The sequence below is a fragment of the Neorhizobium sp. LjRoot104 genome (genome assembly GCF_964253725.1).
Classification (GTDB): domain Bacteria; phylum Pseudomonadota; class Alphaproteobacteria; order Rhizobiales; family Rhizobiaceae; genus Neorhizobium.
The window spans coordinates 4,345,594-4,359,700 of sequence record NZ_CAXURS020000001.1; the positions used below are offsets into that span (position 1 = coordinate 4,345,594).

Below are 14,107 nucleotides of genomic sequence, written 5' to 3' on the forward strand. Positions count from 1 at the left end.
CGGAGTGTCGAACGGGAACAGGCCCCGCTGGAAGTGGGCGGAGCCTGCCTGCATCGATTGGCTTAAACGCGCTTATTGGATGACTTGCACGACGGTGTGGGTCTGCGGATCGACGATCACGCGCTGATTGTTGACCACCGTATAGGCGTATTTCGGATTGCTCGGCACCGGGGTTACGACGACGCCCTGCGGGATCGGCTTGCCGACTGCGATCGGCTGTTCGACCACGACGGATGTGGTCGGTGCGGGCTGTTCCTGTACATAGGTGACGACCTCGCGCGGCGGCGGATCGATCGCGGTGCCGGCAACGGCGCCGACGACACCGCCCACAGCAGCGCCGACGGGACCACCGACGATGGCGCCGGTGATAGCTCCGCCGGCTGCGCCGTTGACGGTGCCCTGCTGGGCTCCGGCCTGGGTTGCGAAGGAAGCGGCGAGAATGGCGCAGGATGCCAGAATGATCTTCTTCATGGGTCTTCTCCTTTTCTTGAAACTTCCGAAGGGCTAACCCACCAGCTTTTGAGTGGTTCCTGTCTACCAGTCACCTTTCGTAAGGGTCTGAAATCTTGAGCGAGCGGTATTCGAGGACGAGGGTGATGTTCCGTTCGTAAAAGGATGACCGGCAATATGTCCACGCCGCGTCGGTTCCGGCAAAGACGTCCATGCTGCGGTTTGACGCGAGGGATCTAGATCAAAAAATCGATATCGGGCGCCCTGCTGCTATTGCCAAGCGGCGATCGGAGTCTATTTGCCTCATTCAGTCTGGGAGGATCTGATGTTGGAATATCGTTTCCTGATCGTCGAAGACAGTTTGCTGGTGGCGATGGATATCGAGGACGCCATCCATCGAAGCGGTCATGACGTCGTCGGAATAGCACCCGACATGACGGTGGCGCTGAACTATACCCGTGACACGGATATCGCCTTCGTGGACGTGCGGCTTGCCGATGGCGAGACCGGCCCCGAGATCGCCAAGGCGCTGGCGGAATACGGCATCGTGGTAATCATGATCACCGGCAATCCGGGGCTTGTGGCCGCGGGCGTCTCCGGTGTTCTCGGCGTGATGGCAAAACCGCTGACAGACCAGGCCTCGATGGACCTCATCCAGTTTGCCGTGGATCGGAAGAACGGCCGGCCGGGCGTGCCGCCGGCGCGGCTGCGGCTCTTTCACTGAAGGGCTGCCACCGACGGGAGGCGTGATATCCCGCGGTTCAAATAACTTCTGCCGTTGAGATGACAGGGCCGGATATCCGCGCTATGGGATCGCCCAGAGCGACAGCGGGTCATACATGCGTTATTTCATCACCGGAACGGCAGGCTTCATCGGTTTCCATTTGGCGCGACGCCTGCTGGAGGATGGCCACGAGGTTCTGGGCTTCGACGGAATGACGCCCTACTATAGCCTGCGCCTCAAGGAAGCCCGCAATGCCGGACTGACGCAGTTCCCTGCCTTCCGCCCGGTCATCGGCATGCTGGAAGACAAGTCGCTGCTCGACAAGTCGGTCGAGGACTTCAAGCCGGATGTGCTGATCCACCTCGCCGCCCAGGCAGGCGTGCGCTACAGCCTTGAAAATCCTAAGGCCTATCTCGATTCCAATCTCATCGGTTCCTGGAATATCCTGGAGATTGCCCGCAACTACGGGGTCGGCCACCTGATGCTCGCTTCGACGTCGTCGGTCTACGGCGCCAATCCGGATATTCCTTTCCGCGAAAGCGATCGGGCCGACGAGCCTTTGACCTTCTATGCGGCGAGCAAGAAGGCCATGGAACTGATGGCGCACAGCTATGCCCATCTCTACAAGGTACCGATTACCGCCTTCCGCTTCTTCACGGTCTACGGCCCTTGGGGCCGGCCGGACATGGCGCTCTTCAAATTCGTCAAGGCGATGATCGAGGATCGCGAGATCGAGATCTACGGCGAAGGCAAGATGAGCCGCGACTTCACCTATATCGACGACCTGGTGAATTCGATCATCGACCTGTCCAAGGTCTATCCGGGCGAGGACAATCGCGTCGCGGGCATCGATACGCTCTCCCATCAGGCACCGTTCCGCGTCGTCAATATCGGCGGCGGCCAGCCCTCCGGCCTCCTCGACTTCGTCGAGACGATCGAACGGATCATGGGAAAGCCGGCCAGGCGCAAGATGCTGCCGATGCAGAAGGGCGACGTGCCGAGAACCTTCGCCAGTCCCGATCTTCTCGTGGCGCTGACCGGCCGCAAGCCGGAGATCGGGCTTGAAGAGGGCGTCAAGGCCTTCGTCCAATGGTATCTCGACCACCGCCACGAGATCGACTGAGGCGACATCCGCTGAAGCGCCTCAGCCGCACCCCGACTCGGCGAGACGGGCATGCGGGTTGCTGCCTCTCTTCGTGTCTCAGACCGATGGCGCGGCGATCTCGAAGGGTGCTCTCGACCTCAATTCCGAGGAAACGTACCATCCGTCCCACTGCGAGAACTGTGGAAAAACGCGAAAGTAGCCGTTTCGCAGCAATAGGTCTCCGATACCCTTCTCGGTCTTGGAATTCTGCTCGACCGAGATGAGATTGAAGCGTCGACGGGCAAAATCGAACGCTGACAGGATATCAAGCTCGCTACCTTCGGTATCGATGGAAATATAGTCGATCTCTCGGGGAGCGTCATATTTGTCGAGCAGATCGTTTAGGGAGATAGTCCTTACATCGAGAGCGGTTCCGCCCCTGCGGACGTCGGCGAAATGATCGCCATCGGCGAAGGAAGCAATCGTGCTGAGCTCGGGATCGACGCCGTCGGTTGCCAGGAATCTCACGACCTCTTCCGACCTGGAAGACACACATAGATGTTCAATATGGACCATCCGGTTTCTCGCGAGCGCGGCGTGCCAGACGGGATTCGGCTCCGCCAAGATTCCCCGCCAATTGAGTTCGTTCTCGAGCAGCCAAGTGTTGCTGTTGATAAGTCCATTCGTGGCGCCGAACTCGACGAAGAAGCCGCCGCTCTTTTCCCCGAGCTCATAACAAACCCAGAGATCCTGCAAGATCTGCGCCTTCGATTTCCGGCGCCTCGCAATGCAGTATGCCATGAACGACAGGTCCTCGGATTGCAGCCAATCCGTCACCTCGGGGCGGTTCAGCCGCACGGCGTTGAAGATTATCCGTTGAAGGGAGGGTCTGTGCAGCAACGGTCCGACACTTCGCGCTGATGCAGACAAGAGGAAATTCCGGGGGCGCATGCGATACCCTTTCCACTATCGGCGGATAATCCGCCTGTTTCAGAGCTGCAGAGACAGTAACCAAACAGGCTGCCGTCAATTTCCGTGTAAGCCTCAGCCGCGGCCGAACTCGTCGACGATGCGGATGATGTCGTCCTCGCCGAGATAGGAACCCGTCTGCACCTCGATCATCTCGAGCATGATCTTGCCGGGATTGGCGAGCCGGTGCACCTCGCCCTGCGGGATATAGACGGACTCGTTTTCCCTGACGGTCCGGGTTTCCTCGCCGATCGTCACTTCCGCCGTGCCCTTGACGCAGATCCAGTGCTCCGAGCGGTGGTGATGTTTCTGCAGCGAAAGCTTCTTGCCGGGCGTCACGAACAGTCGCTTCACCTGGAAACGATCGCCGTTGAGCACCGACGTATAACCGCCCCAGGGACGGTAGGAGGTCGGATGGGTTTCGGTCAGCGCCGCGGTCGCCTTGGTTGCGGCAAGCTGCTTGACGATCTTGCCGACATTCTGGCTGTCTTCCAGGCGGCCGATATAGACAGCGTCCTCGCTGGCGATGACGGCGACGCCATCCAGTCCCTGCACGGCGAGATGGCTGGTGCGCGACATCACCAGCGAATTCCGGGTGTTGATCAGCGTCGCATTGCCGGACGCCACATTGCCGGCCTCGTCGCGGGCGCCGAGTTTCCAGACCGCGTCCCAGCTTCCGAGATCCGACCAGGTGAACGAGGAGGGCACCACCGCCGCGTTGGAGGTCTTTTCCATGAGCGCGTAATCGACGGAGATATCCGGGCTTGCGGCAAATTCCTGCGCGTCGAGACGGGTGAAGTCGAGGTCGCTCGAAGCCTTGGCAAGGGCCGCGCGCGCCGCCGCCTCGACCTCCGGCGCGAAGCTGCTCAGCTCGCTCAACACCTGCCCGGCCTTGAACATGAAGATGCCGGAGTTCCAGGCAAAGCCGCCGGCCGACAGCATTTTCTCGGCCTCGGCCAGGACGGGCTTCTCGACGAAACGCTTGACCTTGCAGGCGCCGGTCGGCAGCGCCTCGCCGATCTCGATATAACCATAGCCGGTGGCGGGCTCCGTCGGGGCAATGCCGAACGTGACGAGCCTGCCGGAAAGGGCGGTCTCTTTGGCAATTCGGATCGCATCGAAATAACCGGCATCGGCGGTTATCTCGTGATCGGAGGCAAGCACCTGCAGGACGGCGTCCTCGCCGAACCGGCTTTCGACGAAGGCGGCGGCGGCGGCGACTGCCGGAGCCGTGTTGCGGGCGACGGGCTCCAGCAGGATGCCGGAGAGCTTGATGCCGAGTTCGCGCGCCTGTTCGGCGACCAGGAACCGGAAATCCTCGTTGGTGATGACGACCGGAGCCTCATAGAGCTTCTGGTCTGAAACACGCGACAGCGTTGCCTGGAACAGCGTCTTGTCGCCGATGAACTGGATGAACTGTTTCGGCGCACTGGCGCGCGACAGCGGCCAGAGCCGCGTTCCCTTGCCGCCGGCCATGATGACGGGGATGATCTTGCTATTCATTCCAATATCTCCGGCAGTTATCGTCCAATTATCGTTCAACTTTTGCAGCCCAGGCGCGGATGAGGCCCAGGCCTTCATGCAGCAGGGACTTCGCCTCGTCTTCCGTCCCGGCCTCGACATAACAGCGCATTTCCGGTGCGTTGCCCGATGGCCGGAAATGCACGATGCGCCGATCTTCAAGCGTCACGCGCAGGCCATCGATATCGCTTTTGGCGCCGACTGTCGAAATCGGCGCGAGGAAGGCTGCAAGATTGCCGTCGGATTGCCTGAGATGCGCCATCAGTGCGGCGCTCGTTTCCACGGGAAAATTCTCCAGCCGGTCGGCCGCCGCAAACGGCAGGCGGAACCCGGCGGCAATTTGCGACAGGGGCTTCTTCTCGCGCACGGCGAGGGCAAGCGTCGCCAGCACCGGCAGAAAACTGTCCCGGGTCGGAAGCGGTGAGAGCGTGCCCGAGCCGGTATCGAAAGGCGAGGCGGTCAGCAGCCCGCCATTCGCCTCGAACCCCATGACGCCCGTCTTGCCGGTTTCGAGTGCAGCGAGCATGCCGGCGATCACGAAAGGAGATCCGACCTTGGTGCGGACCACCTCGAAGCGTCCTGCCGCCTCGATGCCGGAATTGGAGGTGACCGGCGTCACGACGACTTGCGCTTTCAGGAACTTCGCCGCGATCAGCCCAAGGAGGTCGCCGCGCAGCGGCTCTCCCGTCTCGTCGGAAACCAGTGGCCGGTCGCCGTCACCGTCGGCCGAGACGATCGCATCGAGCCCGTGTTCGCGCGCCCAGCCCTTGAGAAGCTCGATCGTCTCGGCCGAGACCGCTTCCGTATCGACAGGAATGAAATCCTCGGAGCGGCCGAGCGGCACGGCGTCCGCGCCATAACCTTCAAGAACCCGCACCATAAGATCGCGGGCGACCGTCGAATGCTGGTAGACGCCGACCTTGAGGCCGGCGAGCGCGCCTGCGGGCAGCATTGCCGCGTTGCGGGCGAGGAATAGCGCCTCTGCTTCGGCCGAACGATCCGGCGCCTCGCCCGGTGTCGTATCGATCTGGCCGCGGTCCAGTTCGGCAGCGATCGCGGTGATCCGCATCTCGTCCTGCTTGTCGATCTCCCCGTCGGGTCGGTAGAACTTGATGCCGTTGCGATCCGCCGGGATGTGCGAGCCGGTGATCATCAGCGAAGCGGCATTCATCTGAGTGCCGTAGAGCGCCAGCGCCGGCGTCGGCACCGCCCCGCAGTCGATCGGCGAAAGGCCGGCACGCCTGAGTGCGCCGATGCAGGTGGCGGCAATACCAGGGCTCGACGGACGGAAATCGCGGCCGACGAGGACGGCATCGCCGGGCTGTGCCGCGCCCGTTTCCAGGAGATGCCGGCCAAAGGCCTGGGTGTAGAGCGATGAGGCCCGCCCCTCCAGGTCAGTCACAAGGCCGCGAAGACCGCTCGTTCCGAATTTCATGCCATACCCATCAGCAGATTCCCGCGCTGTTCGTCCTAGTTCATTTCCTATGAAAATAAAGCCGAAACTGGCAAGACCCCAAATCGGTGGTCCTAAGGCCGTAGGGCCGCGTTTCCGGAAAGCTTGGCGGGCCGGACGGAATGGTGTTATTGTCGTTGCGCAATCGGCCCTTGTTCAGGGTGGCCGGGCCTTGTTTCTTGAGTTCGGCTGCTTCGGGTTCGAAGTTTGGGAGAGCCGTGATGGGAGCGAATATCCTAAAGAGCGTCGCCTTCGTGGTGCCGATCGCGGGCCTTGCGTTTCTCATGGCCATGGGCGAGCCGACCGAAGACGAAACGTGCCCGGGAAGCATCGCGTTCGAGAAGTCCCGGCAGCTCGTCGAAGAGCGTCCCGATATTGTCGATGTCGCCTGGGGAAATTTCCGCTGGGTCGCCGATTGCCGGTTTTCGATGGCCGGCTATGCCGACGTCGACACCGGCCAGGGCCTCGACCGCAGGGATTTCGAACTCGTGGTCGCTTTCGATCCGCAACTGCGCCGCTGGCAGCAAGTCGATTTCTCGATCTCCCAGTAACGCGCAGCCTCTGCCGCGAAACGTTCGACCCCGCCACTCATGTCGGGGTCTGGCGGGGTCTGGTCGTTGGGATCGATTTATCTGCAGACGCGTGTAGTCTTGGTGACCCACCGCCCGTGATGGCGGTACTCGACGCGCCGGACCTTGCAGTGCGGTCGGTAATGATGCCTGGAATATTGCCGGTAGTGGGGGCGATGGTAACGATGATACCCGGGCCGATAGGGGTGTCCGGCCGGCCGATATCCCCGATCGCCGATCGTTATGCTGAAACTGTCGGCGAGGGTCGGGGCCGCGGTGGTGGTGAGGCATCCAAGCCCGATGATGCAGGCGGCAATGAACTTTCTCATCTTCTCCTCCTTCAGATTGGCCGCTGGACTGGCGGTTTCCGTGAAGGTAGGCCGCGGAAAATGAACGAATGCTGACGGATGCGTTCATGTCCCGCGGGAGCTGCCGGCCGCGTCGGAGCTTGCCGGTGAAGACCCCCGCCCGTGATGAACTTCTCAGGCGGCCCGATCCGGTCTGGTGCGGGATTGGCCCCGATGGTCGATGCGGAATAGATTGACGATCTCGGCCAGCGCCTCCATCTCCCGGCTTGTCCTCTCGGTGGAGGCCGAAAGGTCGCCCACCAGCCGGTTGCTATGGGCATTGAGCTCGTCGAGATCCTTCATCGCGCTGGACAATTGCCGAAGGTTGGCACTTTGATTGTTGCTCTCGCTGGTAATCTGGCTGGAAAGCGAAGAGACAAATGCGATGGACGAGACGATCTGGGAAAATTGCTCGCTCGCCTGGCGCACCAGTTCTGCGCCGGCCTTCACCTCCGCCTGGCTTTTCTGAATGAGCGCCTTCACTTCATGGGAAGCGTTGGCGGTCGACTGGGCGAGAGAGCGCACCTCGGTTGCGACGACCGCGAACCCCTTGCCGCTTTCGCCTGCACGCGCAGCTTCCACCCCCGCGTTGAGCGCCAGCAGGTTGGTCTGGAACGCGACATCCTCGATGACGCCGATGATCTCGGAAATCTTGCCCGAGGAGACCGTGATCTGCGCCATGGCGCTTTCCGCCCCGTTCATGACCTGACTGCCGTTTTCAGCCAGTTGGCTGGTGTTCGAAATCACGCTCGTGGCCTCTCCCGCCCGCTTGGAGTTCTGGCCAACGGTTTCGGCGACAGCGTTTGTGGTCACGGCCGTTGTCTGAAGCATCGACGACTGACGCGTAGACCGCCCGTTCAATTCAGTGGTTCCGCGCAGGATTTCGTGGCTGGACGCCGAGACGGACGCGCAGGCATCGGCCAGCCGTGACACGACCGTCGAGAGGCGGCTCGTCACTGCGTTCGCATTGTTCTGCAGTTCCGCGAATGCGCCTTTGTGGACACCTTCGAACCGGATCGTCAGATCGGCATTGGCAAGCGCATCGAGAACGCGGCTGGTTTCGTTGAGCCCGCCTTCGAAGCTCGATATCAGCGTATTGAGGCTCTGAGCCAGCTCGTGGTGTTCGCGGCGGTCGAATGGTCCGTTGACGCGGCCGGAAAAATCGCCCTCGGTGGCCTTGTTGACAACGCCACGCACCTGGTCCTGCAGCAGCCGGGCTTCCGCCGAGACATTGGCGAGGCTGGCGGTCTGGGCCTGCGCTTCCTGCTCCAGCGTATCACGCATCCGCGCATTTTCACGGAACACGGCCAGTGCATCGATCATGGCGCGAATTTCCTTGGCGCCCCGGCGCTTTGGCACGACGACCTCGATGTCGCCGCCCGCAAGCTGCTTCATCGACGCGGTGATCCGCACGATCGGACCGGCAATCCGCTGAGCGACGATCAGCAGAATGACGATGCCTGCGACCGCGAGTGCGGCGGCTGTCGTCAGTTCATTGCGTATCTCGGTCTCGAGCGTATTCCCCGCTGCCGTAACCCGATCGGATGCGGTCTTGTCCACGAGCGTGTTGATGTCGAGGATCTTCGCCAGGATGGCGGCACGCGAGCGCGTAAGCTGCTCGGTGGTCGGAATTGCCGTCGCCGGATCGAGCCCAAGCATGATCCGCACATTGCTGCGCCACACGGCATGCAGATCCCTGAGGTTCTTCACATCCCCGGATACGGCGGGCGAGAGCGCGTTGCGGCCAAATTCGACAAGCGTCGCCTCAAGCGCGCCGTTGGTCGTGCCAAACCGTTTGTTGACCTCGTCGACCGAAACGAATGTGGTCATCGCGAGGAGATTTGAGACGACGCCTGACACATTCTCGAATTGTGCTCCCGTCCTTGCGGCCAGTGTCTTGGCGGCAATCGCGTCTTCCACGACACCCTCGATATGCGCCTGACCATCGATCGCTTGCGATCCGACGAGAGCGGCAGCGCCGAGGCCTGCGAGAATGGAGAGCACGAGAGGCAGAAGGATCTGAAATCGGACCGACAGGGCCATGGGGCGCTCCTCAGTTGGGTAATGTCGGCAGGAGCAAATCCTGCTGTTCGGGAGTGAGGGTCTTCAGGAAAGCGATCAGGTCTGCCCGCTCCTGGTCGGTGGCAAGAAATGGAGAGATGTCATCCGAGCGCGACGGTCCTTCGACACCACCGCTTTCGTAGTGAGCAATCACCTCCTCCATGGTTGCCAGGCTGCCGTTGTGCATATACGGGCCTCGATAGAGAGTGTTGCGAAGGCTCGGCGTCTTAAACGCATACAAGGCCTTGGGATTGTTCGGCTCCAGCCTGGCGCGCCCTATGTCGCTTGTGGCCAGTCCCGTATTGTGAAACTTGTGGTCGGTAAAATTCCAGCCGGTGTGACAAACGGAGCAATTTGCCTTGCCGGTAAACAGGTCAAAACCCCGCTTGGCACTGTCTGAAACCGCAGTTTGGTCGCCATCCACCCAGCGGTCGAACGGCGACCACGCGGAAACGACGGTACGCTCATAGGTCGCGATCGCCGCCAACAGCGTCTCCTGGGTCGCGCCTTTGTCCGGAAATATTTGTTTGAACCAGCTGTCGTAGTCGGAAATGGCTCTCAAATCGGCGACGATCTGGTCAAGCTTGCCATTCATTTCCGCGGCCGCCGTTATTGGTCCTGCGGCCTGAGCCTCGAGAGATGGCGCGCGACCATCCCAGAACAGGGAAGTGGTCCACGCAACGTTCAGAATTGTCGGTGCCTGGCGGGCCAGATGTGTGTTGGCTGCACCCACCGGCGTCTTGACCGGCACTTCGAACCCGAAGGACGGATTGTGACAGCTGGCGCAGTTCATGTTTTTCGCGCCCGATAGCCGCGGATCGAAAAACAGCATCTTTCCAAGCGTCGCCAACTGCAAGGAATAGGGCGTCACCTTGTCGAAGGGAATTTCGAGAGGCCGCTTAAAATCGGCGAGATTGCCAGCGGCCGCGCCTTGGAATGACACGGCTGAGAAGAGGGCGATGCAGAGAAGCGAACGGCGCATGACTGAATTATCCAGAAGATGAAGTGAGCGCTCGAGAACCCGATTGGCTTGAGTTGGAGCCATCCGGTTGTCGTCTGAGAAAAAAGTAACCAGAAAGAGTAAAATTTTTACATAATAAATTTCTAACTCAACCTATTATTGAAAATTTGACAAATGGTAAGAGCCAGCTCCAATCCGACATTCGAGCTGCGGGGGTCGGATTATCCCGTTGAACAGAATTGACATATCTCAAATATGTCGCATCAGTACGGGCGCATTCCCGTGCCTCCTGGTGTTCATGCTCGGCTGGTGACAGGACGGCGGACATGCAACTGACGCAGGTGGAGCCGAAAAATCTTCTTTGGCTGAATGGGTCGAATAATTACCGGAAATTTTGCAATGATTCCGGGGAGTGAGGCCGCTGTTGCCGAGCCGCCGGCAGTCCCCGGGATGATCGGTGCTCGACCACGCCGGAAATCGGCGGGTATCGCGCCGACTGCCAGCCCTCGTGGCGGTCTCACGAACACGATCCCGGCGAAACGCCGGCCAAGCGAAGCCATTGCCGCGCGGCCAGCAAATATGCAGAAGAAACAGCTATTTAATGCCCGGCCTGAGAGATAGGTAACATTTCGTACCGGAGACATGGGTTACACTTTTCGATTTTTATCGGGAGGTGTGGATGCCGTGGAGAGAGACTTCGGTCATGGATGAGCGTCTTCGATTTGTCGCCCGTTTGCTGGAGGGCGAGAGCATGAGCGATGTGTGCCGGTCGTTCGGTATTTCGCGCAAGACCGGCTACAAGATTTTCAATCGCTACAAGGATGAAGGGCTCGAGGCGCTGACGGATCGGTCGCGACGGCCTGTGCGCTACGCCAACCAGCTGCCCGAGCCGGTGGAAGCGATGATCGTGCGGTGCAAGAAGGAGAAGCCGCACTGGGGCGCGCGCAAGATTCGCGAGTTGCTGGTGCGACGGCTGGCCGGCGACATCCACATTCCGGCCAGGAGCACGGTGCATGCGGTTCTGGACCGTTACGGCCTTGTGAGCCAGGCCCGCAAGAGGAACCGCGCGAACAAGGCCGTTGGCACGCAACTGTCGGCAGCGCCTGGTCCGAACGATCTCTGGTGTGCCGATTTCAAGGGCGAGTTCAGGCTAGGTGACGGCAGATACTGTTACCCCCTGACGATCACCGACCAGTTCTCGCGCTATCTTCTCTGCTGCGAGGCCTTCGAATCAACGCGCGAGCGCGGCGTCTTCGATGCCTTCCGGCGGGTCTTTGCCGAACGCGGCCTGCCGGTCGCGATCCGCTCCGACAACGGCCTCCCGTTTGCCAGCCCCAACGGGCTCTACAATCTGTCGAAACTGTCGGTCTGGTGGCTCAGGCTCGGCATTGCGTTTGAGCGCATCCGTCCCGGCCACCCGCAAGAGAACGGCCGCCACGAGCGCATGCACCTGACACTCAAGAAGGAAGCGACGAGGCCACCCGGCCGCAACATCCTGCAGCAGCAGATGCGCTTCGACGCTTTCGTCAATGAATTCAATACTGAACGGCCGCATGAGGCGCTGACCATGAAGGTGCCGGCCGAGCTCTACGCCACATCGCCCAGACCCTACCAAGGCCTGCCTGACATCGACTACCCCTTCCACGATCGCGACGCCATCGTCACCAACTGCGGCCGGCTCTGCATCCATCGCAAGAAGATCAACATATCAACGGTATTGGCAGGCCAAAAGCTCGGGCTCAAGGAAGTCGACGACGGCATTTGGCTCGTCAGCTTCTTGCGTTATGATCTCGGATATATCGATCTGGAACAGAGGACATTGCAAACAATCGACAACCCGTTCGGCACGAGGTTGTTACCTATGTCTTAGGTACGGATTGTTACCTATGTGTCCGGGCCGGACATAAAAGCCAATGGCGGACAAGGTGGGATTCGAACCCACGGTACGCTTTCACGCACACACGCGTTCCAGGCGTGCGCCTTAAACCACTCGGCCACCTGTCCTTGGTTGCTTTGCGTCGTCTGAGAAGCAAAACGTTGGAACGGCCGCGATATATACCGATCAATTCCCCGGGATCAACCCGAATCTGAACGTTTTTTGACAGTAGGCGGGAAAACCCGTCCGAGCGCGTTGCCAAGCCTCGGCGCGCGGACTATTTCTTCCGCCAGAAACGCTGTCGCGCTGCAGGCGGCGCGACCGTGATCAACGACGCGGGCGTGTTCGGGATGGCAGTCATACGGTTCGTTTTCCATCTGCTCAGCGGGCTTGCGCTGGTTGCCGCGATCGTTGCCGGCACGCTGGATTCGATCCAGTCCGTGTCATCCTCGTCGGTGATGCTGACCAGCCTCGGCAACGCCTGGCTCAACCTCGACCCGGAAAGCCTGACGCTCGCCGAATTCGCGGTGAGCACATATCTCAGCCAGGATATCTGGCGGCCCTTCGTGGCCCCGGTGCTGGCGCAGCCGGCATTCGCGGTGTTCCTGGCGATCGCGCTGATCTTCTGGATGGCCGGATACAGCAGGCCGCATTTCGCCGGGCGGTTTTCCGCCTGAAGTCAAGCCGATCCCGCAGCCCTCCGGCATCCCGCCGAAGACTGCCGCCCGTAGCGTCGCAAGTGGCGGCGCGCCGCGGTCTTGGACTGCATGTCGTGGTTGCCCGCGATCCCGGCCGGCCCGCCTGGGGACTGCGCCTCAAGCCGTCCGTTTGTGCAGTTTTTCCAGAACATTGGCGAAGTTTTCAGCAGGCCGGTTGTTTTTTACCAGTTGAAAAAAATCTCGTGAATTTTTCCGAAACCCGTGCAAGAGTGACCGAAGCCAGACCCTTGAAGAAAAAGGGCAGGTGGCCGCAGACATCACCGGGGAACGGGGATTGCGGGAGGACCTAACAGCTAAAAAACAGGGCTGCACGATGAAGAAAACCCTTTTGAGCCTCATTGCCATGGCTGCCATGTCGGCAACCGCGCTTGCCGCGGATATCAAGCCGGCGCTGGTCTATGGTACGGGCGGCAAGTTCGACAAATCCTTCAACGAGGCGGCCGCCAACGGCGCCGAAAAGTTCAAGAAGGAAACGGGGATCGAATTCCGGGATTTCGAGCCCACCAACGATACCCAGGGCGAGCAGGCCATCCGCAACTTCGCGAGCCGCGGCTTCAACCCGGTTGTCGCCGTGTCGTTCGCCTGGACCTCGGCCATGGAAAAGGTCGCGGCCGAGTTCCCGGACACCAAGTTCGTGATTGTCGATTCGGTCGTCAAACTGAAGAACGTCCGCTCTGTCCTCTATAAGGAAGAGGAAGGCTCCTACCTCGTCGGCCTTCTCGCCGGCATGGCATCGAAGACCGGCAAGGTCGGCTTCGTCGGCGGCATGGATATCCCGCTGATCCGCAAGTTCGCCTGCGGTTATGTGCAGGGCGTCAAGGCGGCCAAGGCGGATGCGCAGGTCTTCCAGAACATGACCGGCACGACCGGTGCTGCCTGGAACGACCCCGTCCGCGGCGGCGAACTCACCAAGAACCAGATCGACCAGGGCGCCGACGTCGTTTACGCGGCCGCCGGCGCGACCGGCCTCGGCGTGCTGCAGACCGCCGCCGACAACAAGAAGCTGTCGATCGGCGTCGATTCCAACCAGAACCACCTGCATCCGGGTTCGGTCCTGACCTCGATGGTCAAGCGCGTCGATCTCGCCGTCTACAATGCCTTCAAGGACACCAAGGAAGACAAGTTCACCGCCGGCATCCAGGCTCTCGGCGTCAAGGAAGACGGCGTTGCCTACGCCCTCGACGACAACAACAAGGCGCTGATCACGCCTGAAATGAAGACCGCTGTCGAAAAGGCCAAGGCCGACATCATCGCCGGCACCATCAAGGTGCACGACTACATGTCGAACAACGCCTGCAACAAGTAAGGCGGGTTTTGAGGGGGCGCAGGGCGACGATGATCGCCATGCGCCCTTTTTGCATATCAGGCGGAAG

General features: G+C 60.8%; 13 protein-coding genes and 1 tRNA gene. 6 read left to right on the forward strand and 8 right to left on the reverse strand.

What is annotated here, in order from left to right; genetic code table 11:
* Nucleotides 1–72: 72 nt before the first annotated feature.
* The gene (locus ACSQ8R_RS21235; protein WP_436255195.1) at nucleotides 73–471 is read right to left on the reverse strand and encodes a DUF1236 domain-containing protein; all 399 of its coding nucleotides are present in this window, start codon (nucleotides 469–471) and stop codon (nucleotides 73–75) included.
* 304 nt (nucleotides 472–775) lie between these two features.
* Here ACSQ8R_RS21235 and ACSQ8R_RS21240 point away from each other — a divergent pair, with 304 nt between their 5' ends.
* Nucleotides 776–1,174 (forward strand): response regulator, encoded by a 399-nt coding sequence (locus ACSQ8R_RS21240; protein WP_436255196.1) that lies wholly within the window; start codon nucleotides 776–778, stop codon nucleotides 1,172–1,174.
* Nucleotides 1,175–1,289: 115 nt separating this feature from the next.
* Nucleotides 1,290–2,297: an NAD-dependent epimerase/dehydratase family protein gene (locus ACSQ8R_RS21245; protein WP_436255197.1), complete on the forward strand. Its 1,008-nt coding sequence runs from the start codon at nucleotides 1,290–1,292 to the stop codon at nucleotides 2,295–2,297.
* A 78-nt stretch (nucleotides 2,298–2,375) separates the two neighbouring features.
* Here ACSQ8R_RS21245 and ACSQ8R_RS21250 read toward each other — a convergent pair whose 3' ends face one another.
* The 3 genes from ACSQ8R_RS21250 to ACSQ8R_RS21260 all read right to left on the reverse strand — a co-directional run bounded on the left by ACSQ8R_RS21250 (nucleotide 2,376) and on the right by ACSQ8R_RS21260 (nucleotide 6,183).
* A complete protein-coding gene (locus ACSQ8R_RS21250; RefSeq protein WP_436255198.1) occupies nucleotides 2,376–3,116 on the reverse strand; it encodes an FkbM family methyltransferase in 741 nt (246 codons plus the stop codon).
* A 186-nt stretch (nucleotides 3,117–3,302) separates the two neighbouring features.
* Nucleotides 3,303–4,730: a mannose-1-phosphate guanylyltransferase/mannose-6-phosphate isomerase gene (locus tag ACSQ8R_RS21255; protein WP_436255199.1), complete on the reverse strand. Its 1,428-nt coding sequence runs from the start codon at nucleotides 4,728–4,730 to the stop codon at nucleotides 3,303–3,305.
* A gap of 28 nt (nucleotides 4,731–4,758) precedes the next feature.
* A complete protein-coding gene (locus ACSQ8R_RS21260; RefSeq protein WP_436255200.1) occupies nucleotides 4,759–6,183 on the reverse strand; it encodes a phosphomannomutase in 1,425 nt (474 codons plus the stop codon).
* Nucleotides 6,184–6,422: 239 nt separating this feature from the next.
* Between ACSQ8R_RS21260 and ACSQ8R_RS21265 the strand changes: the two genes are divergently transcribed.
* Nucleotides 6,423–6,752 (forward strand): hypothetical protein, encoded by a 330-nt coding sequence (locus ACSQ8R_RS21265; protein ID WP_436255201.1) that lies wholly within the window; start codon nucleotides 6,423–6,425, stop codon nucleotides 6,750–6,752.
* A 77-nt stretch (nucleotides 6,753–6,829) separates the two neighbouring features.
* Here ACSQ8R_RS21265 and ACSQ8R_RS21270 read toward each other — a convergent pair whose 3' ends face one another.
* The 3 genes from ACSQ8R_RS21270 to ACSQ8R_RS21280 form a co-directional block, all read right to left on the reverse strand.
* A complete protein-coding gene (locus tag ACSQ8R_RS21270) occupies nucleotides 6,830–7,099 on the reverse strand; it encodes a hypothetical protein (RefSeq protein ID WP_436255202.1) in 270 nt (89 codons plus the stop codon).
* 153 nt (nucleotides 7,100–7,252) lie between these two features.
* Complete coding sequence (locus ACSQ8R_RS21275) at nucleotides 7,253–9,160, reverse strand: methyl-accepting chemotaxis protein (RefSeq protein ID WP_436255203.1); 1,908 nt, start codon at nucleotides 9,158–9,160, stop codon at nucleotides 7,253–7,255.
* Between the two features lie 10 nt (nucleotides 9,161–9,170).
* The gene (locus tag ACSQ8R_RS21280; protein ID WP_436255204.1) at nucleotides 9,171–10,160 is read right to left on the reverse strand and encodes a cytochrome-c peroxidase; all 990 of its coding nucleotides are present in this window, start codon (nucleotides 10,158–10,160) and stop codon (nucleotides 9,171–9,173) included.
* 658 nt (nucleotides 10,161–10,818) lie between these two features.
* Here ACSQ8R_RS21280 and ACSQ8R_RS21285 point away from each other — a divergent pair.
* Nucleotides 10,819–12,009: an IS481 family transposase gene (locus ACSQ8R_RS21285; protein ID WP_436254675.1), complete on the forward strand. Its 1,191-nt coding sequence runs from the start codon at nucleotides 10,819–10,821 to the stop codon at nucleotides 12,007–12,009.
* Nucleotides 12,010–12,053: 44 nt separating this feature from the next.
* Here ACSQ8R_RS21285 and ACSQ8R_RS21290 read toward each other — a convergent pair.
* Nucleotides 12,054–12,143 (reverse strand) — tRNA-Ser (locus tag ACSQ8R_RS21290).
* A 195-nt stretch (nucleotides 12,144–12,338) separates the two neighbouring features.
* Between ACSQ8R_RS21290 and ACSQ8R_RS21295 the strand changes: the two genes are divergently transcribed.
* Nucleotides 12,339–12,692 (forward strand): hypothetical protein, encoded by a 354-nt coding sequence (locus ACSQ8R_RS21295; RefSeq protein ID WP_436255205.1) that lies wholly within the window; start codon nucleotides 12,339–12,341, stop codon nucleotides 12,690–12,692.
* A gap of 355 nt (nucleotides 12,693–13,047) precedes the next feature.
* Entirely contained in the window at nucleotides 13,048–14,040 is a 993-nt protein-coding gene (locus tag ACSQ8R_RS21300) for a BMP family lipoprotein (protein WP_436255206.1), read from the forward strand.
* Nucleotides 14,041–14,107: the final 67 nt, after the last annotated feature.